Source organism: Pseudohaliea rubra DSM 19751, assembly GCF_000764025.1.
In the GTDB taxonomy this organism is placed as follows: Bacteria; Pseudomonadota; Gammaproteobacteria; order Pseudomonadales; family Halieaceae; genus Pseudohaliea; species Pseudohaliea rubra.
On sequence record NZ_KN234756.1, the window covers coordinates 24,989 to 47,098 of the forward strand.

The following is a 22,110-nucleotide window of genomic DNA, read 5'->3' on the forward strand; positions in this document are numbered from 1 at the left end:
TTGAATTTGCAAGCCGTGGTTGGCGCTGGCACACGCGCAAGACATCCAGGGGTGACACCCCTTGCACCCGGAAGCGCGCTACTCAACAATCGTTGAACGACAGTGAGCCCCGAGAGAACCATGGAAGACCAGACCCGCCCGCGGAGAGAACGCATCCTCGACGCCGCCGAGGAACTGTTCGCGCTGCACGGCTACGACGGCGTGACCCTGCGCCAGATCGCCCGGCGCGCGGGGGTGGACGTGGCCCTGGCCAACTACCACTTCGGCAGGAAGCTGGACCTGTTCCAGGCAGTCTTCGAGCGCCGGGCGGCCTTCCTCAACAATGCCCGGCGGGAGGCCCTGCACCGCTGCCAGGGCGAGGCCGGGGAGACCGGCCCGACCCTGGAGCAGATCATCGAGGCTTTTCTGCGGCCCCTGGAGCTTGCCCAGGAGACCGGCGACACGGGCTGGCGCCACTACCTGGCGCTCATCGCCTACATCAACAACAGCCCCTACTGGGGGCCGAAAATGATGTCTCATCTATTCGACGCGCTGGTGCAGGAATTCATCGAGGCCCTGGGCAAGGCCCTGCCCGACGCGCGCCGGGAAGACCTGTACTGGTGCTACCAGAACCTCTCCGGTGCGCTGACGCTGACCCTGGCGCAGACACGGCGGATCGACAATCTCTCCGGCGGCCTGTGCCGCTCGGCGGACCTGCAGGCCGCCTACGATCACATGATTCCTTTTGTCGCCGCGGGCTTCCGCAAGGTCTGCAGCAGCAGGGCGGAGTTGTAAACCCGTACTTGTTCACAGGACCGACGGCAGGAAGGCGCTAGAATAATCCACCTGGCAGAATGCTCTCTCCAACCCTGGTATCGGTAAGGAATCCCATGAACACTGGTCTTGTCCTGCTGCTCAACGCCCTGATGATCATCGGCATCGGCCTTTTTGCCCGCGCCTGGATGCGGGGCACGCGTTTCGGTGAGCGGCTGGAGGCCCGGCAGAAAGCGGACCGGGAGAGGCGGGAAGCGCGGCGCGCCCGACTGGAACTGGAGAAAACCGGCTCCTGAGCGCGCCGCGACGGCGTCAGTCGTCGATAAAGGCCCCCAGGTCCGCCTTGAAGCGGGCCATGGATTCCGGGTGCACGTACATCATGTGGCCGGCTTCGTAGTGCTTCAGCACGAGGTTCGCCCGCGCTGATTCCGGCAGGTCCATGTGGGCGATAACGTACTCCGTGGCACCGTAGGGCGTGGCCAGGTCGAAGTAACCCTGCTGCACCAGAACCCGCATGTTCGGGTTCTGTGCCATGGCGTAGGCGAGATCCACGGCAGTGTTGGACACCGGCTGCTTGCCCCAGGCGCCCGGCTGCTCATGGCGCCAGTCCCAATCGCGGTAAAGGCCCGCGGAGGTAACGTAGCGGCGATCGGTCTTCACACCCAGCTCTTCCCGGTAGTAATCGTTGAAGGTGGCAACGAAGGCCGGCCCGATAGCCGGGAAGAAAGGATCGTAGCGGAAGGTCTCGGCGATATGGTTGATCGCGTCGCCGGCGAAACGGGAATCGATGCGGCCAACGGTCTTGCGACGGTCACGAAGCACTTCCTTGGCGAAGCGCGACTCGTCCATACGCAGATTGGCGCGATCCCAGTAGTCGGCATTGATGCCCGTGAAACGCTCGAGACCCGCGAGCACTTCGCTACGCTCCTCCGCCGTGGCCCGACTGCCCTTGAGCAGCACCGGCGCATAGCTGTCATGAGCGAAAGCCTCGGCCTCGGCCAGGAACGCCTCGAGGTCCTCCGGACGGTCGTCGATAGCCTCGTGGTACCAGGCGGTGGCGGCAAAAGTCGTGAAGGTATTGACGTTGGCGAGGTCATTCTCGGCGCCGTTGTTGCCGGCGATGAAGTCCATATAGGGCGAAACCAGGATCACGCCGTCCAGGGAGATGGTGTGCTTGGTCAGCAGCTCATAGGCCACCCCACCGGAGCGGATGCCGCCATAGCTTTCCCCGAGCAGGTACTTCGGGCTGGCCCAGCGGCCGTGTTCGGAGAGATAGCGGGCGATAAAGTTGGCAACGGACTCGATGTCGTTATCCACCCCCCAGAAATCCTCGCCGCTGGCCTCGCCGACGGCCCGGGAAAAGCCCGTGCCAACGGGATCGATCATGACCAGGTCGGCCCTGTCGAGAACGCTGTACTCGTTGTCGACGCGCTCGAAGGGCCCCTTTGTGTTGAAGCTGACGTCCTCCACCACGGTACGCTTAGGCCCCAGGATACCCATGTGCAGCCACATGGAAGCAGAGCCCGGGCCGCCGTTGTAGGCAAAGAGGATGGGGCGCTTCGCGGGATCGCCACCCTTCTTCTCATAGGCCGTGTAGCCGAAGTGGGCGATAGGCTCGCCGTCATCGTTCTTCATAACCAGCGTGCCGGCGGTGGCTGTGTAGTCGATGGTTTTGCCATCAATGCGGACTGAGCCGTCGCTTTCGAAGTGCAGCGGCTCGGGGATGGTCTTCCCGGCATCGACCGCCGCGGCGGCGTCATGTTCCCCGGCCAGGGCGCCGGCGCCGACGAGGCCGGCGAGGAGCAAGGAAACGATCATGCGTTGCAGGAGCATCGGTTACCTCGTTGTCAGGTTTTCAGGGAATGTTGGCGGAACCGCCATGGCCGTCATTTAACCACAGTGGCCGGGCGCGGACACCAGCCTGCCGCTGCACTACAGCCCGGTTTCCTGCTCAAAGTCGCGGGCGGCGAGCTGCTGGCGCTCATAGCGCGCAGTGCCGCGCTGAGCCTCACTGGCACGGAGCCGGTCCCGATAACGTTGCCGGCGGTAGTAGGCCACCAGGGCCGGGAAGCGTTCGGGCTCTTCCTCGCCGGCGATCAGCGCCTCGATGAAGGCGATATCGATACCCACGCGATAGGCGATACGCGCCGGGCGGATCCGATGAGCATGAAACTCGGCGACGATCTCCAGCTGCTTCTCCCGGCCATAGGGGCACTGTCGCGAGTAGCCGAAGGGCGGCGACGGCGTGCGCGGGTCGGGGTTGGCAGGCTCGGAAGACATGACGCGTGTTCTAGCAAGTCCGCCGGGGTCGCGCAAGCGCGCGCCCTGGGGCGGTGGAGATCGTTCCGGGCGAGCGTACGCTGTAGGAGGCGCGCCCCGGGGAATGCTGTTTAGCTTTTGCGTGCCCGACCTCTATACTGGAGGGCTCAAACCATAAGTAAAGCAACCGCCCCCGGCGAGGAGCATCCCATGAACGCACCGCAGACCGTCAACCAGGCCGGCGACACCGAAACCCGCATGCAGGAAGTCCTCGAGGCTCAGCGGGAAGACTTCCTCCGCGAGGGCGCGGTGAGTGCCGAGAGCCGTATCGACCGTATCGACCGGGCCATGGATGTCGTCCTCAAATACCAGGATCGGCTCTGCGAGGCGCTGGACAGCGATTTCAGCTGCCGCGCCCGGGAGGTCACCCTGCTTACCGACGTGGCCGCCTCCGTGCAGCCTCTCAAGCACGCCAGGAAGCACCTGCGCCAATGGATGCGCGGCGAGAAGCGCCCGACCAACTTCCCCCTGAACCTGCTCGGGGGACGCTCGCGCATCGAGTACCAGCCGCTCGGCGTGGTCGGGGTTATCTCGCCCTGGAATTTCCCGGTGAACCTCACCTTCGGCCCCCTGGCGGGTATCCTTGCCGCCGGCAATCGCGCCATGATCAAACCCTCCGAATTCACCCCGGCCACGTCTGAGGTCATGGCCGGGATGGTTGCCGAGGCCTTCGATCCAAAGGAAGTGGCCCTGTTCACCGGCGGCCCGGAGGTCGGGCAGGCCTTTTCGGCCCTGGCCTTCGACCACCTGCTGTTCACCGGTGCCACCTCCGTGGCCCGCCATATCATGGCGGCCGCCGCGCGCAATCTGGTGCCCGTTACCCTGGAACTCGGCGGCAAGTCCCCGGTGATCCTTTCCCGCAGCGCGGACCTGAACGTCGCTGTGGAGCGCATCATGCTCGGCAAGACGCTGAACGCAGGGCAGATCTGCCTGGCACCGGACTACCTGCTGGTCCCCGAGGAGCAGCTCGAGGCCGTGATCACCGCCGCCGGTGATGCGGTGAAGCGCATGTATCCGACGCTCCTCGGCAACCCCGAGTACACGGCGGTGGTCAACGACCGGCACTACCAGCGTCTCTCGGGCTATCTCGAGGAACTGGCGGAGCGCGGTGCCCGGGTCATCCCGCTGAACCCGGCCGACGAGGACTTCCAGGCGCAGGGCGGCAGCCGCAAGCTGCCGCCGACGCTGATCCCGCAGCCGCCGGAAGACAGCCGGATCATGGAAGAGGAGATCTTCGGCCCGCTGCTGCCCATCCGCACCTACACGGACTTCGAGGAAACCATCAGCTACGTCAACAGCCAGCCGCGGCCGCTCGCGGCCTACTATTTCGGCTCGGATCCGACCGAGGAGGAGGCTGTACTCACGCGGACCACCTCCGGCGGCGTCTGCATCAACGACGTGATCATGCACGTCATGCAGGAGGAACTCCCCTTCGGCGGTGTCGGCCCCGCGGGCATGGGCGCCTACCACGGCGAGGCGGGCTTCCGGACCTTCAGCCACGCCAAGGCTATCTACCGCCAGTCGAAGCTCAACGTGGCCAAGATCGGCGGCATGCTCCCTCCCTACGGTCCGGCAACGGAGAAGACCATCAAGATGCAGGTAAAAAAGTAGGCCTTTGTGACGCGGTGGCAACCCCTTCTTCGTCCCGCCGCGCTCCTGGCGCTGACCCTCGCTGCGGGGGCCGCCGTGGCTGAACCCCTGGTCATTGCCCACCGCGGTGCCAGTGGCTATCTGCCCGAGCACACGCTGGCCGCCAAGGCCCTCGCCCACGGCCAGGGTGCCGACTACCTCGAGCAGGACGTCGTGCTCAGCGCAGACGATGTGCCGATCGTACTTCATGACATCCACCTCGACGGCACCACGAACGTCGCCGAGCGCTTTCCCGACCGCGCCCGGGCAGACGGACACTGGTATGCCATCGACTTCACCCTGGCCGAGCTCCGGACCCTCGCCGTCGGCGAACGGCTGGGCAGAGACGGTGCCCCCGTCTTTCCCGGGCGTTTCCCGGCAGACCGCCGGCTCTTCCAGCTTCCTACGCTCGCTGAGGAAATCGCCTTCATCGATGGTCTTAACGGAAGCTCCGGGCGGGTGGCAGGCCTCTATATCGAGCTCAAGGGGGACCACTTCCACCGCAAGGAGGGCAAGGATCTGCCGGCGGCGGTGCTGCAGGTACTGGAAGACGCCGGCTACCACGAAGCTGACAGCCCGGTCTTCCTGCAGAGCTTCGAGCCCGCGACCCTGAAGCGCCTCGCCGGGGAATTCCGTTCGCCACTGCCGCGCATCCAGCTGATTGCAGAGAACGCCTGGGGCGGGGTACCGGACGTCGACTATGAGACACTGACCAGCGACGCCGGCCTTGCGGCAATCGCCCGCTACGCCGCCGGCATCGGCCCGTGGCTTGGCCAGCTCTATCAGGGAAGCGATGACGCCGGCGAGCCGCGGATCACCGACCTCGCAGCCCGTGCCCAGGCAGCGGGGCTCCTCGTACACCCCTATACCTTCCGCAGCGACGCCCTGCCACCGGGCATCGACAGCTTCGATGCCTTGCTGGCGCTTTTCGTCGACCGGCTGGGCGTGGACGGCCTGTTCACGGACTTCCCGGACAAGGCGCGTCACTTCCTTGAGAGCAAGCCGTGACCCAACGCATCCACCGCCGTACCAAGATTGTCGCCACCATCGGCCCCGGCAGCGAGAGCACCACCATGCTCGGCCGCCTGGTCCGCGCCGGGGTCGACGTCTTCCGCCTGAATTTCAGCCACGGCACTGCGGCTCACCACGCCGAAGTGGCACACCGGGTTCGCGAGGAGGCTGCCCGGGCCGGGCGCTATGTCGGCATCCTCGCCGATTTGCAGGGGCCGAAGATCCGTATCGCCGGCTTTCAAAGCGGCGCCGTGAAGCTCGAGAGCGGCGACAGCTTCCGCCTTGATGGGGCCCTGGGGGAGGAAGAGGGTACGGCCCGCGCCGTGGGCTACGCCTTTCAGGAACTCCCGCAGTACCTTGCGCCCGACGATACCCTGCTCCTCGATGACGGCCGCTTGCGGCTGCGCGTTGACGACGTCAGCGGCACCGCCATCGACTGCACGGTGCTCACCGGCGGCAAACTGTCCTCGCGCAAGGGGATCAACCGCCTCGGCGGCGGTATTGCTGCGCCGGCGCTCACCGGGAAAGATATGGCCGATATCCGCAGCCTCGACGCCGTGCAACCGGATTTTGTCGCCGTCTCCTTCGTATCCAGCACTGAAGACATTCGCCTTGCCCGCGAACTTCTCGAGGAACGGAGTCTGGCGCCGGCGCTGATCGCGAAAATCGAACGCGCAGAAGTGGTCGGCAACAGCCGGATCCTTGATGACATCCTCCGCGCTTCCGACGGGATCATGGTCGCCCGGGGTGATCTGGGCGTCGAGGTAGGCGATGCGGAGCTTATCGGCATACAAAAGGATCTCATTTCCCGCGCCCGCAAGAGCGACCGGGTAGTGATCACCGCCACCCAGATGATGGAATCCATGATCGAGAACCCCATGCCGACCCGGGCAGAGGTCTTTGACGTGGCCAACGCTGTACTCGACGGCACCGACGCCGTGATGCTCTCGGCCGAGACCGCTGTTGGCCAGTACCCGGTGGAGGTGGTCACCGCCATGGCCGATGCCGCCATGGGGGCCGAGCGCCATCCGGTGGCCCGGACCTCCCGCTACCGTCTTGAGCGTGAGTTCGGCAGCGCCCAGGAAACGGTCGCCATGGCAGCCATCTATGCGGCCAACCATTATCGGTCGGTGCGCGGGATCGCCTGCCTGACCGAGTCGGGCACCACGCCGCTACTCATGTCCAGGCTCAGCTCCGGGCTGCCAATCTTCGCTCTGTCCCGTCGCGATCGAACCCTGCAGCGGCTGAGCCTGTGCCGCGGGGTGATCCCGCTTTACTTCGACGCAACCGTGTTCTCAGGCGCCGACCCGGAGACCGTAGAGGAGCGGGCTATCGAATTCCTGCTGGCCCGCGGCTTCCTGGGCAGCGGTGATGAGCTGCTACTCACCCGGGGCCAGGTCCTGGGGCAGCGCGGGGGTACCAACATGCTGAAAGTGCTCCCCGTGCCCTGACGGCTCATCGATGTGAATATTCACATTCTGCCTTTCCGCCTTGCAGCTGAATCGGCAATCGGGTGCTACACTCAAAGTGTCGGGTTATCCGGCACGTTTATGCGCACGGTCGAAGATCCTTCCAGTTCCTCGGTTCGTTAACCATAAGTGATCATTAGTATTATCGGTGGCTTTGCCACCGGGCTTTAGAAAGGTAAATCAGTATGTCTACAGTAACCGGCACCGTTAAGTGGTTTAACGAGACTAAAGGCTACGGCTTCATCGAACAGGAAGGCGGCCCCGACGTGTTCGTTCACTTCAGTGCAATCAAGGGCGATGGCTTCCGTACGCTGACCGACGGCCAGAAGGTCGAGTTCACCGTAACCAGCGGCCAGAAAGGTCCTCAGGCCGAGAACGTCGTCGCCGTCTGACCCGGGCACCAGGCGACAAAAAAGGGAGCCGAAAGGCTCCCTTTTTTTGCCCGCCGTAGCGCAGGCATGAGCTACAACCTCAGCCTTCGGCCAGCTTCTCCTGTCGCTCGATTTCCGAGTTCATATACTTCATCCACTGACGAGCGTACTGCTTCGAGCGCTCATCACGCCCCGCCGCCCGGAAGGCGTCCCGCGCCTTTTCGTACTGGTTGGTATTGAAATACGCCATGCCGAGCACCAGCCGGGCATTGTCCGGGCGCTTGACGCCACCACGCTGGAGCCCTTTGTTGATGGATTCAATCGCCTTTTCGTACTGCTCACCATCCAGATAGATACTGCCGAGGCGGGCATAGAGGTCACCGGAATCCGACTTGGCCGCGGCCTTCTCCATGGCCGGGATAGCCCAGTCAATTTCCTGCGCCTGGCGCCAGGCACCGGCGAGCAGTTCCCAGCTCTTCGAGTTGTCTTCGACGATCTCCTCCTCGAAACCCTCCCGGAGCACCTTACCGGCCTTGTAAGGAACATTCTGGGACAGGAAGAGCGATGCCAGGTTACGGTATTCGCCGTCCTTCTCCAGCATGTCCTGGTCGTAGGCGGTCTCCATGGCTGCAAGCTGCCGGGACTCATTCTGCCGCTCGGAGTAGACGTAGCTCAGCTGTACCCAGTACTGCTTCTTCGGATAGAAGAAAAGCAGCTCTTCAAGCATCGCCTGCGCGTCGGTAATCTGGTTCTTCTCCATGTAGAGGAACCGGGCAAGGTTGAACCACTGTTCCTTCGGGACCTTGTCTTTTTCGCGGTACATGGCGATGGCGGTTTCGATATTCTCCAGCGCCTCGTCATAGTCCTTCAACTGGTAATAGCCCTGGGAAAGGAGCACGTACGCGTTGGCATTCGGCGACTCGCTCATGGCGAACCACTTCTTCAACGCAGCGATGCCCTCGCGCCAGCGCTCCTGCACGAAATACAGCTGAGCAATGGTGTAGCGGGTGTTAATCTCCATCGCCAGCGGTATCTCCGGCTGGCTGACCACGTTCTCATAAGCCTGCAGAGCTTTGTTGTAGTCTTCGTTGGAGTAATGGATGAATGCATAGAGATTATAGACATTGGCAAGCTCATAGCTGTTGAGCTCATTCTTGCCGCTGGACTTGAGCATGTCGTCAAGCACCCTGGCCGCTTCGCTGAGTTGTTTCTCCTCAGCGAAGGCCTGCGCTTCGGCAAGCTTCTCATAGACCTTGTTGCGCAATGCGGGAGTCCGTCGTGTTTCCTGCTCCGGCTTTTCTTCCTGCGCCAGGGCACTGCCGAAGGGCTGCACCACACCACTCGCCCGCTGCACTTCCGTGACGGCTACCTGGAGGGCCAGTACTGGTACTGCCAGCAGCCCGGCGCGGAAGATGACGTTTACCTTGCTCATCAGCCTAGTTCTCCAGCTCGTAGGTGAACTTGTTCTGGACGCCGGCCACCTCGATCGCCTCACCGTCGACCACGCGCGGCTTGTACTTGAACTTCTCTGCCGCCTTGACGGATGCGCGCTCGAAAACCCCCGAAGGTTCACAGTCCACGGGCCGCGGGTCGCGGATCGAACCGGACTTGGTTACCGTGTACTCGACGATGCAATAGCCGGTGATGCCCCGGGTCTGGGCGCGGCGGGGATAGATCGGCGCCACCTTAACGATCGGCAGATACTCGCCATCCCCGGAGGACATACCCGACGAACTGATAGAAATGTCGACGCTGGCGCCCGGAGCAATATTGGCCACATTGAGATCGGTGTCGAAGTCGACCTCCATGGGCTCCATCTCCGGGGGCGGCTCTTCCGGATCCTCCACCTTTTCAGGCTTGGTTTCCTTGACGTTGATTTCGATCTCGCGCTCGGGCACGACGATATCAGCGATCTTGCGATTCTTGATGTCTTCCTGCTCGTAGTCCCGGTCAATAAGAGCCTGCATGAGGAAGAACAGGCCCAGGGCGACGGGCACGGCCACCAAAGCGCCCACGAGGGACCTGACTAAACTGTTGCCCATCTCGCTTATACCTCGTCGTCCGTTGAAATACAGGGGGGCGCTTCCAGCATCGGCCGCACTTCATCGTAAAGCTGCTCGACGACAAAGGCCGGTGTTTCGCGATCAACCTGTATGACCAGGTTTGCCTGCGGAGCCTCCTTGCGGGCAATTTCAGTAAGTTGAGCGGCGCGCTCCAGGGTCACTTTGTTCTTGTTGTAGTGGATGTCGCCACGGCCATCTACCGCAAAGATAATGGTACCCCGAGGGCATTCCTCGGTCGTGGTAGCCTGCGGCTTCAACAACTCTACACCCGGTTCCTTGACGAAGGAGGAGGTGACGATGAAGAAGATCAGCATGATGAACACGACGTCCAGCATGGGCGTCAGGTCGATCTGACCGGCTTCATCCTCAGCGGCCTTCCTGGCCGCGGCTTCTCTCATGCTCATGTCAACGATCCCCCGCGCTGGCCCAGTTCACTGACATGGCACCCGCCTCCCGGGCGGAGTCCGCGACGTTGATGACGCTATTGGCCGTGGCGCCTTTTTCAACTTTGATCGTTACGCCCTGCTCCGGGTCCGAAGCCAGCAGACGCTGGATATTGGCGCGCACAGCACGACCGTCAACGCGCCGGTTCTCCATCCACACCTGATCATCGGAACGGATATTGACCAGGATGCTGGTCGCGTCCGAAGGATCCGACTGATTCTTGTCGGGGCGGTTCACTTCAATCCCCGCTTCCTTGATAAAGGAGGCGACGACAATAAAGAAGATGAGCATGATAAAGACCACGTCCAGCATCGGCGTGAGATCAATATCCGCCTGCTCATCTGCTTCCTGGTTTTTACCGAGTCTGCGCATTAACTGTTTACCCTGTGCTTGGGACCGGAGTGCTCTGGCTCAGTGGTCAGAGGTGAGCTGATCCTGCAGGTACTCCTGCTCCCGGTTGGCAATCCGCGAGAGATAGGTGTTGGCGAAAAGCCCCGAGAGGGCCGCCACCATGCCCGCCATAGTCGGGATGGTGGCGCGCTCGACACCACCCGCCATGGACTTCGCGTCACCGCCACCGGTAACCGCCATGACGTTGAACACCTCGATCATCCCCGTCACCGTGCCCAGCAGCCCCAGCAGCGGACACAGCGCCACCAGGGTAGTGATGAGGGGGAGGTTCGTGTTGATGTGCTCCTTCGCCTGCGACAGCAGCCGCATACGCACCTGCTTGGCATTCCAGGACTTGCGCTCCGGGCGGCCCTCCCAGGCACTGATCACCCGGTGAACCTCCTCGCGCCAGGCCAGCTTGAAGAACCAGAGCCGCTCGAAGATCAACGTCCACATGACGAAGACCAGGATCCCGATCAGCCAGAGCACATTCCCGCCCTTATCCATGAAGGCGAGCAGGGTTTCAAAGAATCCTCCCGACATGGTGGACCTCCTAGGCCTTGTGGCTGCCTTCCGAGTGCTCGGCGACGATGCCCGTGGCCTGCTCGTTGAGCACGTGGATGATGCGCTGCGCGCGACCGTTCACGACCGTGTGCAGGAGTACCGTCGGGATGGCTACCAGCAGACCGAGCACCGTCGTCACCAGCGCGCTGGAGATACCGCCGGCCATCGCCTTGGGATCACCGGCACCGAAGATGGTGATAGCCTGGAAGGTGATGATCATGCCGGTCACCGTACCGAGCAGACCCATGAGCGGGGCGACGGCCGCGATGATCTTGAGCAGCGTGAGGCCGGATTCCAGCTTCGGCGTCTCGCGCATCACACCCTCGGCCATTTTCAGTTCGAGGGTCTCCGGGTCCATGCTCGGGTTGTCTTCGTGGATCTTCAGCACGCGACCCAGCGGGTTGTTGCTGTTGGCACTGTCGCTCTTGAGCTGGCTGGATACCTTGGCGCTGGTGGCGGAGAGAACAACCAGGCGGAACACGGCCAGGAGCAGGGCGAAAACACCGACCGCGGTAATCGCGTAGCCCACGTAGCCACCCTGGTGCCAGCGCTCCTCGATGGTCGGGCTGTCGATGATAGCGGCGAGGAAGGAGCCGCCGGTCGGACCCGTCGGGTCGATGCCGAATCGGTGGAAGCCGCTGCTGGCGTTGGCCAGTTCCTCGGCCCAGCTATTGTAGCCGCCGCCCGGCTGGCGCGGCAGCACGCTCAGGTGATCATTGTTGTAGGACAGGTAGTTACCATCCATGTCGACAACGTTGAAGGCGCCGATGCGGACGACCTCGCGTTCCGCGCGCTCGCCGGTCGCCGTGGCCACTTCCGTGGTGAAGCGGACGACGCTGCCTGTCTCGTTGATCTCGCGCAGCAGCTCATACCACACCCGCTCGATTTCAGTGATCTTCGGCAGGCTGTCGGACGTGCTCATCTTGTCAATGAGGTCGTCGAGGAAGTCGCCGCGGTTCGGGTACTGCGCCGACACAAGGGAGACGTCGAGGTTTGACTTGAGGTCGCCAGAAGCGGCCGTCAGGTGACCGAACAGCTCGGTAAGGGCACCGAGGCGCTCCTTGAGTTGGGCCTGCTTGTCGGCGATCAGGAGTTCATTTTCCTCGAACTCGTCTTCGAGCTGCGCAGAGATGCGCTCCTGACGGGCGCGCTCGGCCTCAGCTTCTTTGAGAAGCTGAGCCTGATTGGCCTTGTCGCGGGAGAAGCGCTGCTCGCGCTCGCGGTTCTCCTGCTGCTCGGCAACCTGGCCGCGCTTTACAAACTGGAGGAGTTCCTCGAGGGTCTTCGCCGCTTCCGCACGCTCATCGACCTGAGGTTCTGCCGGTGCTTCGCCGGCCGCCGCGTCATCCTGCGCGTTGGCGACACCCGCCACCGTGATGAAACCGCCGAGGATAACGGCGGAAATCAGCTTGTTGAACAGATCCATTATTCAGCCTCCGGTGCAGCGACGGGCATGTTGAGGAGTTCGATGGCAGCCTGCTTCTTGGCGATACGTACGCCTTTGCGGATGGCATTGCCGTATTCACCGGCCGGGAGCGACTCCCAGGCGCGGGTCTCGTTGTTCCAGACGCCGGCCTCAGAACCGTCCGTGGTCTGGTAGACCAGGGCGATGCGACCGATGCGCAGGAAGTCGACATCGCGGGTGACGCCGTCCAGATCGATCGTGTCGCTGTAGGTCTCGAAGCCCCGGCCGTACTGAAGCTCGATATTGTAAGCCTCGAGGACCTGGCGGAATTTCTCAGCCACAGTGAGGTCGGAGCGGTCGACGTTATCACGCAGGAACTCGACCCGCTGGCGGCGCTCGTCGAGATTGAAGGGCACATCCATCTCAACAAACTGGTCGAGGCCATCGATCATGTTGACCACGAGGGCAGGCATCTGCCGCTGGGTGATCTGGACCTCATCGATAGAGCCCTCGATATCGGCGATGCGCTTCTCCTGATTGGTGATCTGGCGGCGCAGCCGACTGTTGTAGACCTTCAGGCCGTCAATCTGCTTGTTCACGGCCTTGTAGTCTTCGAGCAGGTCCCGGGTCTCTTCCGCAAGGCGGTCGATCTTCGCCTGCGACTGGCGGGCTGCATCATTCTTTGCCTCGCTGACGTCGAGGACCTCTTCCAGCGTCGCCGACTGCGCGGCGACGGCGCCACCCAGCAGGGCGGAAGCGGTCAGCAGCGGCAGCAGCACATTCTTCAGTCGATAGGTATTCATGGGAATAGTGCTTCCTATAGCCAACAAAAATTTTCAGAGCTGATGGGGGGGGAGACCCGGTTGCGCTTTCGGTAAAAACAAATAGCGTCTTCTATAAACGAGCGTCGAATCTAAGCAGATACGCCCGGCGATTTCAAACCTCTTCAAAAAGGAGTGGGCCACAGAGCCCAGCGTGAAAGCTGATGTTACCTTTCTACACACTATCGGCGGCCTCCGTAACGCCAGCGCGGTCATAAACCACGAAACTGTAGGCCCAGGGGTTATCCCCGGATGCCCCGTGGTGCTCGCGAGCCACCTCGTGGAAAGCGGACCAGTCGACCGGCGGCAGGAAGGCGTCGCCCGGGATATCGCCATGTACCCGGGTGAGATAGATGCGCTCCACCTGCGGCAGCCCCAGGGCATAAAGCTGGGCACCGCCGATGAGCATGACCTCGTCGACAGCGTCGCTCGCGGCCACAGCCCCAGCCAGCATGAGGGCCTCGTCCAGGCTGTGCACCACACGCACGCCGTCGGCGACAAAGGCTGTATTGGCGGTCACCACGATGTTGCAGCGCCCCGGAAGAGGCCGGCCGATGCTCTCGAAAGTGCGTCGACCCATGATCACCGGCTTGCCCATGGTGACCCGGCGGAAGTAGCGTAGATCCTCCGGCAGGGCCCAGGGCAGAGCGTTATGGCGGCCGATCACATCGTTTTCGGCGGCGGCGACAATCATGGCGAGACGCGCCATCAGACGGCTACCGGTGCCGGGATAGGCGGATGCGGATCGTAGCCGCGCACTTCGAAATCCTCGAAACTGTAGTCATAGATGGTCGCCGGGCGGCGCCTCAGGTGCAGCGTCGGGAGAGGCCGCGGCTCCCGGGCGAGCTGCGTGCGCACCTGCTCAAGGTGATTGAGGTAGATATGCGAATCACCGGTGGTGACAATGATCTCTCCGGGCTGCAGGTCGCACTGCTGCGCCAGCAGATGGGTCAGCAGCGCCAGGCTTGCGGTGTTATAGGGCAGGCCCAGGAAAGAGTCCGAGGAGCGGATATACAGCTGCGACGATAACCGTCCGCCAGCGACGTAAAACTGATAGAGCAGGTGACAGGGCGGCAGCGCCATGCGGCCTGCGCGCACGTTGTCCTGAGGTGTCATGGCCTCGTCCGGCAGGAAGCCCACGTTCCAACCGTGGAAGAGGATGCGGCGGCTGTCGGGGTTGTTGCGCAGGGTTTCCACCACGTAGTCGATCTGGTTCACCGGGCCGTCGTCCGTCGGCCAGGCCGTCCACTGCGCCCCATAGATGGGCCCGAGATCACCGCTCTCCGTGGCCCACTCATCCCAGATACTGACCCCGTTATCCTTGAGCCAGCGGGTGTTGGTATCACCGCGGAGGAACCACAGGAGTTCGTTGGCAATGCTGCGGAAATGGAGCTTCTTGGTGGTCAGCAGGGGGAAGCCCGCCGCGAGATCATGGCGGTACTGGCGGCCGAACACGGACAGGGTCCCGGTGCCCGTACGGTCACCCTTCTCGACGCCGTTGTCGAGGATGTCGCGAAGCAGGTCGAGGTAGGGGTTCATCGGGTTGCGTCCTCCGCCGCACGGCCGCGGCCGTAGGCCAGCCACAGCAGGAAAAGCCCCACGGCAATCATGGGCAGACTGAGCAGCTGGCCGCGGGTGACCCAGCCGAAGGCCTGAAAGCCAAGGTGTGCATCCGGCTCGCGAAAGAACTCGGCAATGCTGCGCAGCACCCCGTAACCCAGGGCGAAAACCCCCGAGGCGGCCCAGGTGGGCCGCGGCCGACGGGTAAACCAGAGCAGGATGACAAACAGCAGCATCCCCTCGAGGGCGAACTGGTACAGCTGCGACGGATGGCGGGCGAGCTGCAGCGGATCCCTCGGGAATACCATGGCCCAGGGCACATCGGTGGGCCGGCCCCACAGCTCCTGACCGATAAAGTTGCCGAGGCGCCCGAGGGCGAGCCCCAGCGGGGCCAGCGGAGCGATGAAATCCAGCACGCGGCCGAGGGCGATGCGCTCCCGGCGGGCGAGGAACCAGGCGGCGAGAATGACGCCGAGGAACCCCCCGTGAAAGGCCATGCCCCCCTCCCAAACGCGCAGCAGCCAGCCTGGATCCCCGGCAAGGCGCTCACCGCCGTAGAGAAGCGCGTAGCCGATGCGCCCGCCGAGAACAATTCCCAGGGCGCTGAAAAAGATGAGGTCGTCGACCTGGCGCCGATTGAGCAGCGCCGCGGGACCGCGGCTGCGGCGCAGCGCCAGCCACCAGGCAAAGCCGAGGCCGGCGAGATAGGCAAGGCCGTACCAGTGGATTGTGACCGGGCCGATGGCGATGGCCACCGGGTCGATCTCGGGATAGCTCAACAAACGAAAACTCCGGGCTCAGGCCATGGGCGGGGGAATAAACTGGCCGAGGCCGCGATCGTTGAGCAGATCCTCGAGCCGGCGCCGGATCCGGGCGCTGTCGTCCAGCCCGCGCACCTCGGCCACCAGCGCCTCGGCTTCCGCGCGGGTCACGCTGCGCAGCGCCTTCTTCACCCGCGGCAGGCTGGTAGCGTTCATGGACAGCACATCGAAGCCCATGCCCAGGAGCAGCACCGCCGCCAGCGGATCGCCGGCAAGCTCGCCGCAGATGCTGACCTGCTTGCCCTCGCTGTGGCCACCCTGCACAACCGCCTCGAGGGCAGCCAGCACCGCCGGATGCAGGGCGTGGTAGAGGTCCGAGACGCGGGGATTGTTGCGGTCCACGGCCAGGAGATACTGGGTGAGGTCGTTGCTGCCCACGGAGAGGAAATCCACCCGTCGGGCCAGCGCTGCCGCCTGATAGACAGCCGCCGGGACCTCCACCATGACCCCCACGGGGGGCATGGGCGAATCCAGGCCCTCCTGCGCGACTTCCTGGTGGCTCCGGCGGATGAGCACCAGGGCCTCTTCCAGCTCCGCGATGTTGGTAATCATCGGCAGCATGATGCGCAGGTTGCCGAGCCCGGCGTTGGCCTTGAGCATTGCCCGTACCTGGGCCAGGAGGATCTCCGGGTGGTCCAGGGTAACGCGAATGCCGCGCCAGCCCAGGAAGGGATTCTCCTCCTCAATGGGGAAGTAGGGCAGGGCCTTGTCGCCACCCACATCCAGGGTGCGCATGGTCACTGGCTTCGGCGCGAAAGCCTCCAGCTGGTCGCGGTAGATGCGGCGTTGCTCCTCCTCACTGGGGAAGCGCTCGCCGAGGAGGAAGGGCACCTCCGTGCGATACAGGCCCACCCCTTCCGCGCCCCGCTCCAGGGAACGGGAAACGTCGGCCATGAGGCCCGTATTCACCCACAGCGCCAGCCGGTGCCCGTCGAGGGTTTCGCAGGGCTCGTCGCGCAGGGCCTCGAGGTCCCGGTTCAGGGCCACATCCTGCTCGGCGAGATCCCGATAGCGCGCGACGAGCTCCGTGGACGGGTTCAGGTGAACCACGCCACTGTAGCCATCCACGATCGCCTGCATGTCGCGCAGGCGCGTGTAGGGCAGATCGACGGCCCCCATCACCGTGGGAACCCCCATGGCGCGGGCGAGAATGGCGACATGGGAGTTACTGGAGCCGCGCACGGATACAAGCCCCGCGAGGTGCTTGCGGGGGATCTCTCCGAGCATGGAGGCGGTGAGCTCCTCACTCACCAGCACGGTATGCGCCGGGTACTCGGTCTCCTCGCGGCCTTCCGCCTGCAGGTAAGCAAGCACTCGCGTACCGAGGTCTTTCACGTCGACCGCACGCTCCCGGAGGTAGCTGTGTTCCATGCGCTCGAAGTGGCGGATATGCTCGATCATCACCTGGCTGAGGGCACCCTGGGCCCACTCCCCGCCCTTGATCAGCGCCGCCACCTCGCCGCCAATGGTGGAGTCGTCGAGAATGCCGAGGTAAACGTCAAAAAGCGCGTGATCCTCCGCGGAGAGTTCGTCCCGGAGGTTGTCGGCCACGGCGCGCACATCCTGGCGCACCTGCTCCAGGGCACGCTTGAAGGCGCGCAGCTCAGCGCGCCGGTCACCGGCTTCCCGACGCGCCACCGTGTACAGATCCGCGACCGGTGACAGCACGCGCACCGCGCCGATGGCGATGCCCGGGGCGCCGGGAACACCGGTGATCTTGGTGGTGAGGCCGGGCGCGGCCGCGTGCGGTACGTCTCCGGTGACCTGGGCGTGGGCGATGGCGCCGGCGAGCTGCGCCGACATGGTCACCAGGAAGGCCTCTTCGCTCTCGTCGAAACGCCGCCGCGCCTTCTGCTGCACCACCAGCACGCCGAGCACCACGCGCTGGTGGATGATCGGCACGCCCAGGAGCGAGTGGAAGGGCTCCTCACCGATGTCGGGCAGGAAGCGGAAATTCGGATGGGTCTCGGCGCTGTCGAGGTTGACCGGCTCCTCGCGCTCGGCCACCAGCCCCACGAGGCCCTCGCCAAGGCCAAGGCTCACCTGGCCGACGAGGGACGGGTTGAGGCCCTCGGTGGCGCGGAAGACATAGCGCTCACCGCCCCGGTCGCGCATGTAGACGCTGCAGACCTCCGTGCCCAGGGCCGCGCGCACCCGGCTGACAATAATACGCAGGGCATCGTCGAGGCTTTCGGCGGTGTTGACCTCCTGGACGATGCCGCGCAGGACTTCAAGCATCGGCATGCAGCCCCCCGGTCACCGGCAGCCGCTCCCCGACAGTCGGCGCCAGCTCTCGCAGGGCGCGGCGATAGACCTCGCGCTTGAAATACACCACCTGGCCCAGCGGATACCAGTAGCTCACCCACTGCCAGTGATCGAACTCGGGCCTGACATTGTGATCAAGACAGATGGCGCTTTCGTCCGCGAGCAGCCGCAGCAGGTACCACTTCTGTTTCTGGCCGATACACACCGGGCTCTGGCCCTGGCGGATGAAGCGCTTCGGCAGGCGGTAGCGGAGCCACCCGCGGGTGCAGGCCATGACCTCCACGGCCTCCGGGGCAAGACCGACCTCTTCCTCGAGCTCACGGTACAGGGCCTGTTCCGGCCCCTCGCCCTGGTTGATGCCGCCCTGGGGGAACTGCCACGCACCGCGGCCACCGACACGCCGGGCCCACAGCAGCTGGCCGTGATCGTTGGCGATCACGATGCCGACATTTGGCCGGAATCCCTGTGCGTCAATCATTCCCCTGCTGCCTCGCTGGTTGACCCGCCATTGTTCCATACTTTCCGCAGGCTGAGAAATTGTCCCCCGCCCCGACTGACGCTAAGCTTTCGCTCCTCCCTGCACCCGCTCCCGAGGCTTCCGACACCCCATGGCACTTGCGATCTTCGACCTCGACAACACGCTGATCGCCGGCGACAGCGACCACCTCTGGGGGGAGTGGCTGTGCGGCGAGGGCATCGTCGATGCCGGGGCCTTCGCCGCCCGCAACGCGCGGTTCTACGCCGATTACTGCGCCGGTACGCTGGATATCCACGCCTATCTCGCCTTCGCCCTGGCGCCCCTGCGCGGCCGTACCGTGACAGAGGTGGAACGCTGGCAGCAGCGCTTTCTCGCCGACTGCATCACGCCCATCATGCTGCCGGCGGCGCAGGCGCTGCTACGCCGCCATCGCGCCAGCGGCGACACGCTGCTGGTGATCACCGCCACCAACGAGGTGGTGACGCGACCCATCGCCCGGGCCCTCGGGGTCGAGCACCTGATCGGCTGTGGGGTAGAGGTGGTGGACGGTGTCTACACCGGCGAGCCGGTGGGGCTGCCGAGCTACCGGGAAGGCAAAGTGGACCGGCTGCGTGCCTGGCTCGAGGGCCGGAAGGAGACGCTGGCAGACGCTACCTTTTACAGTGACTCACACAACGACCTGCCCCTGCTGAAGCGGGTAGACCACCCGGTCGCGGTCGATCCGGACCCGGAGCTCGCCGCTCAGGCCACCGCCTCGGGCTGGCAGATCATCAGCCTGCGGAGCTAGGGCGCCGGAACACTAGGCAACGGTGGTGGCGCCTGTGTCAGCTGTCTTCGCTGCAGTGCTGCCGGTACGCCGCGGCGTCCAACAGCTGCTCAAGTTCCGCCGTATCCGTCGGCTTGAGGCGGAAGAACCAACCGTCGTTATAGGGATCGGCGTTGACGGTTTCCGGCGTTTCCTCGAGAGCTCCGTTGGTGGCGATCACCGTGCCGCCGATAGGGGCGTAGATATCCGAGGCAGCCTTGACCGACTCGACCACGCCGGCCTCGTCACCGGCGGCAAGCTCCGCCCCATCTTCCGGCAATTCGACAAAGACAACATCACCAAGGGCATCCTGGGCGTGGTCACTGATGCCGACGGTGACCGTCCCGTCCTCTTCAAGGCGTGCCCACTCATGGCTCCTAGCGTAGCTGAGTTCCTCGGGTGCCTGGCTCATCGCTGATCCTCGGTCGTTGGCGGATTGCCGGGATGGTGGCCGGCAAGGCGCGCTATTGTAGCGGCGCCCCGGAACGGGGCACAAGCGCTCAGCGCCCGGCGCCCAGGGCCTGGCGAATGAGCTCGCGCTTCAGGGGCGCGGCACCATCGACCAGGCGCAGGCCGCTGTTGCGCAGCCAGCGCAGGGGCAGGGCCCGGGCGCCGAAGAGGCGCTTGAAACCCTCCATAGCCGCCATCATCAGCAGATTGTCGCCCTTGCGCTCCCGCTGATAGCGCCGCAGCACGTCGAGGCGTCCGGGATCGAGGCCCCGCCCGGCCGCGCGCAGCACCTGAGCCGCCAGCACCTCTACGTCCGCGAGGCCCAGGTTGATGCCCTGGCCGGCGAGGGGGTGAATCGTGTGCGCCGCATCGGCGACGAGGGCCACACCGGGTGCGATGTAATCCACGGCATGGCGCTGATGCAGGGGGAAGGCCAGGCGTGGCGTGCTCGCCAGCACCGCCCCGAGACGGTGTTCCGAGGCCGCTGCGAGTGCCGCGCAGAAGCCGTCGTCATCCAGAGCCAGCAGTTCCTCGGCGCGATCGTCCTCGATAGACCAGACAATGGAACAACGGTGGCTGCCGTCTTCACCGTCCGGGAGCGGCAGCAGGGCCAGGGGGCCCGTGGGCAGGAAGCGCTGCCAGGCCGTGGCGCCATGGCAATGCTCCAGCTGCACCGTGGCGACGATGGCGCGATGGCCGTAATCCCACTCCCGGGTGCGAAAGCCCAGGGCCTCGCGCAGGGGCGACAGGGCTCCGTCTGCCGCCACCACCAGCTTCGAGCGGAGCGTGGCGCCGCCCGCGAGCTCCAGGGCCACCCGGCTGCCCTCGCGGGCAACCCTGGCGACGCTTTCCGGGGCATGCACGGCGATATCCGGGGCGCCGCGGAAGCGCGCCAGCAGTGCATCCACCAGGACCCGGTTCTCGACGATGGTACCGAGGGCCGGCGCGCCCACCTCCTCCGCATCGAACTGGATGGAGCCGGTGCCCTCCGCGTCCCAGACGGTCATGTGCCGGTACGGACAGGCACGCACGGAGACCACCCCGGGCCAGACGTCCAGGCGCTCGAGGAAGGCCTGGGATCGCGGCGTCAGTGCGCTGACCCGGGCGTCAAAACCATGGAGCCCCGGGGCCGGAGGGCGCGCGGCAGCCGGCAGGGCGCGCGCCTCCACAAGGGCAAGGGACAGACCTCGCCCCGTGAGGGCCGCGGCCAGGGCCGAGCCGGCTATCCCGGCACCGACGATGGTGATATCAAAGACCGGCTCAGCCACGGGGCGCCTCCAGGGCAGCCATGCCCGCCGCGTGGCGCACGAAGCCGCCCTTCAGGCTGCGCGCGACATCCAGGCCGGCGAGCGCGAGGTCCCGGGCCAGACCGATGAGCGGGTCGGCCTGCATGAACAGGCCGGGGAGCAGATCGCTGGCGACGATGGTACGCTGCTGATCAGCAGCCTGACGGGCCTGATAGCCCTGGAGCACGGCGAGGTCTCCGGGACCGGCGCCGATCGCCACGCCGCGGGCGATCTCGTCGGCCAGCGCGTGCACGTCGCGCAACGCGAGGTTGAAGCCCTGGCCGGCAACCGGGTGCAGGGCATGGGCCGCATTGCCCACCACCACGAGGTTCCGGCGCACCGTCTCCCGGGCCTCGACCAGGGCCAGCGGATAACTGTGGCGCTCGCCCACCGCGAGGGGCCGGCCCAGCCGGTAGCCGAACGCATCACGCAGGGCGCTGAGAAAGTCCTCCGCAGATGCCGACAGCAACGCCGCTGCCTGCGTCGGCGGCAGGGTCCAGACAAGGGCAGCGCGGTGCGCGCCGTCCGCCGGCAGCAGGGGCAGCAGCGCGAGCGGTCCGCTGGCGGTGAAGCGCTCAAAAGCGCGCCCCGCCGGGTCTTCGGCAAAAGCCAGGTTTGCGACCAGCGCATCCTGCCCGTAGCGCTTTTCCGTCGCGCCCAGGCCCAGCGCAGCGCGCAGGCCCGAGCGGGCACCGTCGGCAATTACCAGCAGGTCCGCTGCCAGCTCCGCCGGGGCCTCGCCCTCGAGACTGAGTCTGAGCCCGGCGCCGTCCGGCAGCGCGTCGACGCAGCGGGCCGGCGACAGCACCCGCACGCGGGGCGTGGCCCGCAACCGGTCGGCGAGCACCCGGCCCAGCCAGCCGTTGTCGACCACCCAGCCCAGCGCCGGCCAGCCCTGCTCCGTCGCACTGAGCAAGGACGACCCGAAATGTCCACGGCTGGACACATGGATATGCTCGATGGGACAGGCGCCGGGCGCAAGCGCGGTCCAGAGGTCGAGCTGCTCGAAGACCTGCCGCGTGCTGTAGCTGAGGGCCGTCGAGCGGGCATCGAAAGAGGGGTGGTAACTGCCGGCGCCGGCCGCGGGCAGGGCGAAGCCCTCCACCAGCGTCAGCTCGAACGCCTCGGGCAGCTGCCGGGCAAGGGCCAGGGCAAGGCTGATGCCCACCATGCCGCCGCCGGCGATGACAATGCGCCCCCCCATGC

At 65.0% G+C, this 22,110-nt stretch carries 24 protein-coding genes; 7 read left to right on the forward strand and 17 right to left on the reverse strand.

Annotated features, from left to right (window positions below; all coding sequences use genetic code 11):
- Positions 1-120 precede the first annotated feature (120 nt).
- Positions 121-774 (forward strand): TetR/AcrR family transcriptional regulator, encoded by a 654-nt coding sequence (locus HRUBRA_RS06290; protein ID WP_035515554.1) that lies wholly within the window; start codon positions 121-123, stop codon positions 772-774.
- A gap of 95 nt (positions 775-869) precedes the next feature.
- A complete protein-coding gene (locus HRUBRA_RS06295; protein WP_035515556.1) occupies positions 870-1,049 on the forward strand; it encodes a hypothetical protein in 180 nt (59 codons plus the stop codon).
- Between the two features lie 16 nt (positions 1,050-1,065).
- On the opposite strand, the gene HRUBRA_RS06300 is transcribed toward HRUBRA_RS06295, so the two are convergent.
- Together HRUBRA_RS06300 and HRUBRA_RS06305 are read right to left on the reverse strand one after the other, a co-directional pair.
- Positions 1,066-2,586: a S10 family peptidase gene (locus HRUBRA_RS06300; protein WP_052094463.1), complete on the reverse strand. Its 1,521-nt coding sequence runs from the start codon at positions 2,584-2,586 to the stop codon at positions 1,066-1,068.
- A 99-nt stretch (positions 2,587-2,685) separates the two neighbouring features.
- On the reverse strand, positions 2,686-3,033 hold the full coding sequence (locus HRUBRA_RS06305) for a hypothetical protein (RefSeq protein ID WP_035515558.1): 348 nt from the start codon (positions 3,031-3,033) through the stop codon (positions 2,686-2,688).
- A 189-nt stretch (positions 3,034-3,222) separates the two neighbouring features.
- Between HRUBRA_RS06305 and HRUBRA_RS06310 the strand changes: the two genes are divergently transcribed.
- From HRUBRA_RS06310 to HRUBRA_RS06325, 4 genes are all read left to right on the forward strand, one after another.
- Positions 3,223-4,683, forward strand: coding sequence for a coniferyl aldehyde dehydrogenase (locus tag HRUBRA_RS06310; RefSeq protein ID WP_035515560.1), 1,461 nt, complete (start codon positions 3,223-3,225; stop codon positions 4,681-4,683).
- A 75-nt stretch (positions 4,684-4,758) separates the two neighbouring features.
- Positions 4,759-5,709: a glycerophosphodiester phosphodiesterase gene (gene glpQ / locus HRUBRA_RS06315; RefSeq protein ID WP_236629802.1), complete on the forward strand. Its 951-nt coding sequence runs from the start codon at positions 4,759-4,761 to the stop codon at positions 5,707-5,709.
- The gene (gene pyk, locus HRUBRA_RS06320; RefSeq protein ID WP_035515562.1) at positions 5,706-7,163 is read left to right on the forward strand and encodes a pyruvate kinase; all 1,458 of its coding nucleotides are present in this window, start codon (positions 5,706-5,708) and stop codon (positions 7,161-7,163) included. The genes glpQ and pyk overlap by 4 nt, the downstream gene beginning before the upstream one ends.
- A 203-nt stretch (positions 7,164-7,366) precedes the next feature.
- A complete protein-coding gene (locus HRUBRA_RS06325) occupies positions 7,367-7,573 on the forward strand; it encodes a cold-shock protein (protein ID WP_035515565.1) in 207 nt (68 codons plus the stop codon).
- A 79-nt stretch (positions 7,574-7,652) separates the two neighbouring features.
- On the opposite strand, the gene HRUBRA_RS06330 is transcribed toward HRUBRA_RS06325, so the two are convergent.
- The 12 genes from HRUBRA_RS06330 to HRUBRA_RS06385 all read right to left on the reverse strand — a co-directional run bounded on the left by HRUBRA_RS06330 (position 7,653) and on the right by HRUBRA_RS06385 (position 18,363).
- The gene (locus HRUBRA_RS06330) at positions 7,653-8,984 is read right to left on the reverse strand and encodes a tetratricopeptide repeat protein (protein WP_035515566.1); all 1,332 of its coding nucleotides are present in this window, start codon (positions 8,982-8,984) and stop codon (positions 7,653-7,655) included.
- 4 nt (positions 8,985-8,988) lie between these two features.
- On the reverse strand, positions 8,989-9,594 hold the full coding sequence (locus tag HRUBRA_RS06335) for an energy transducer TonB (RefSeq protein ID WP_035515568.1): 606 nt from the start codon (positions 9,592-9,594) through the stop codon (positions 8,989-8,991).
- A gap of 5 nt (positions 9,595-9,599) precedes the next feature.
- Positions 9,600-10,019, reverse strand: a complete 420-nt coding sequence (locus HRUBRA_RS06340) for an ExbD/TolR family protein (protein ID WP_035515569.1) — start codon at positions 10,017-10,019, stop codon at positions 9,600-9,602.
- 1 nt (position 10,020) lies between these two features.
- On the reverse strand, positions 10,021-10,431 hold the full coding sequence (locus tag HRUBRA_RS06345; protein WP_035515572.1) for an ExbD/TolR family protein: 411 nt from the start codon (positions 10,429-10,431) through the stop codon (positions 10,021-10,023).
- 39 nt (positions 10,432-10,470) lie between these two features.
- On the reverse strand, positions 10,471-10,992 hold the full coding sequence (locus HRUBRA_RS06350) for a MotA/TolQ/ExbB proton channel family protein (RefSeq protein ID WP_035515574.1): 522 nt from the start codon (positions 10,990-10,992) through the stop codon (positions 10,471-10,473).
- 10 nt (positions 10,993-11,002) lie between these two features.
- Complete coding sequence (locus tag HRUBRA_RS06355; protein WP_035515575.1) at positions 11,003-12,439, reverse strand: MotA/TolQ/ExbB proton channel family protein; 1,437 nt, start codon at positions 12,437-12,439, stop codon at positions 11,003-11,005.
- Positions 12,439-13,221: a DUF3450 domain-containing protein gene (locus tag HRUBRA_RS06360; protein WP_035515576.1), complete on the reverse strand. Its 783-nt coding sequence runs from the start codon at positions 13,219-13,221 to the stop codon at positions 12,439-12,441. The genes HRUBRA_RS06355 and HRUBRA_RS06360 overlap by 1 nt, the downstream gene beginning before the upstream one ends.
- A 193-nt stretch (positions 13,222-13,414) precedes the next feature.
- On the reverse strand, positions 13,415-13,948 hold the full coding sequence (locus HRUBRA_RS06365; protein WP_035515577.1) for a dihydrofolate reductase: 534 nt from the start codon (positions 13,946-13,948) through the stop codon (positions 13,415-13,417).
- Positions 13,948-14,778, reverse strand: coding sequence for a thymidylate synthase (locus HRUBRA_RS06370; RefSeq protein WP_035515579.1), 831 nt, complete (start codon positions 14,776-14,778; stop codon positions 13,948-13,950). The genes HRUBRA_RS06365 and HRUBRA_RS06370 overlap by 1 nt, the downstream gene beginning before the upstream one ends.
- Positions 14,775-15,581: a prolipoprotein diacylglyceryl transferase gene (gene lgt, locus HRUBRA_RS06375; RefSeq protein WP_035515582.1), complete on the reverse strand. Its 807-nt coding sequence runs from the start codon at positions 15,579-15,581 to the stop codon at positions 14,775-14,777. Before lgt ends, HRUBRA_RS06370 begins: the two co-directional genes overlap by 4 nt.
- Before the next feature lie 15 nt (positions 15,582-15,596).
- Positions 15,597-17,858 (reverse strand): phosphoenolpyruvate--protein phosphotransferase, encoded by a 2,262-nt coding sequence (gene ptsP / locus HRUBRA_RS06380; protein ID WP_035515635.1) that lies wholly within the window; start codon positions 17,856-17,858, stop codon positions 15,597-15,599.
- The gene (locus HRUBRA_RS06385) at positions 17,851-18,363 is read right to left on the reverse strand and encodes an RNA pyrophosphohydrolase (RefSeq protein WP_035515583.1); all 513 of its coding nucleotides are present in this window, start codon (positions 18,361-18,363) and stop codon (positions 17,851-17,853) included. Before HRUBRA_RS06385 ends, ptsP begins: the two co-directional genes overlap by 8 nt.
- Before the next feature lie 130 nt (positions 18,364-18,493).
- On the opposite strand from HRUBRA_RS06385, the gene HRUBRA_RS06390 reads away from it, so the two are divergent.
- Positions 18,494-19,150, forward strand: coding sequence for a histidinol-phosphatase (locus HRUBRA_RS06390; RefSeq protein ID WP_035515585.1), 657 nt, complete (start codon positions 18,494-18,496; stop codon positions 19,148-19,150).
- A 37-nt stretch (positions 19,151-19,187) separates the two neighbouring features.
- Here HRUBRA_RS06390 and gcvH read toward each other — a convergent pair whose 3' ends face one another.
- From gcvH to ubiH, 3 genes are all read right to left on the reverse strand, one after another.
- A complete protein-coding gene (gcvH, locus tag HRUBRA_RS06395; RefSeq protein ID WP_035515587.1) occupies positions 19,188-19,580 on the reverse strand; it encodes a glycine cleavage system protein GcvH in 393 nt (130 codons plus the stop codon).
- A gap of 88 nt (positions 19,581-19,668) precedes the next feature.
- Complete coding sequence (locus tag HRUBRA_RS06400) at positions 19,669-20,886, reverse strand: UbiH/UbiF/VisC/COQ6 family ubiquinone biosynthesis hydroxylase (protein ID WP_035515590.1); 1,218 nt, start codon at positions 20,884-20,886, stop codon at positions 19,669-19,671.
- Positions 20,879-22,108 carry a 2-octaprenyl-6-methoxyphenyl hydroxylase gene (gene ubiH, locus HRUBRA_RS06405; protein ID WP_035515592.1) on the reverse strand — a complete coding sequence of 410 codons (1,230 nt, stop codon included), beginning with the start codon at positions 22,106-22,108 and terminating at the stop codon, positions 20,879-20,881. The genes HRUBRA_RS06400 and ubiH overlap by 8 nt, the downstream gene beginning before the upstream one ends.
- Positions 22,109-22,110 lie beyond the last annotated feature (2 nt).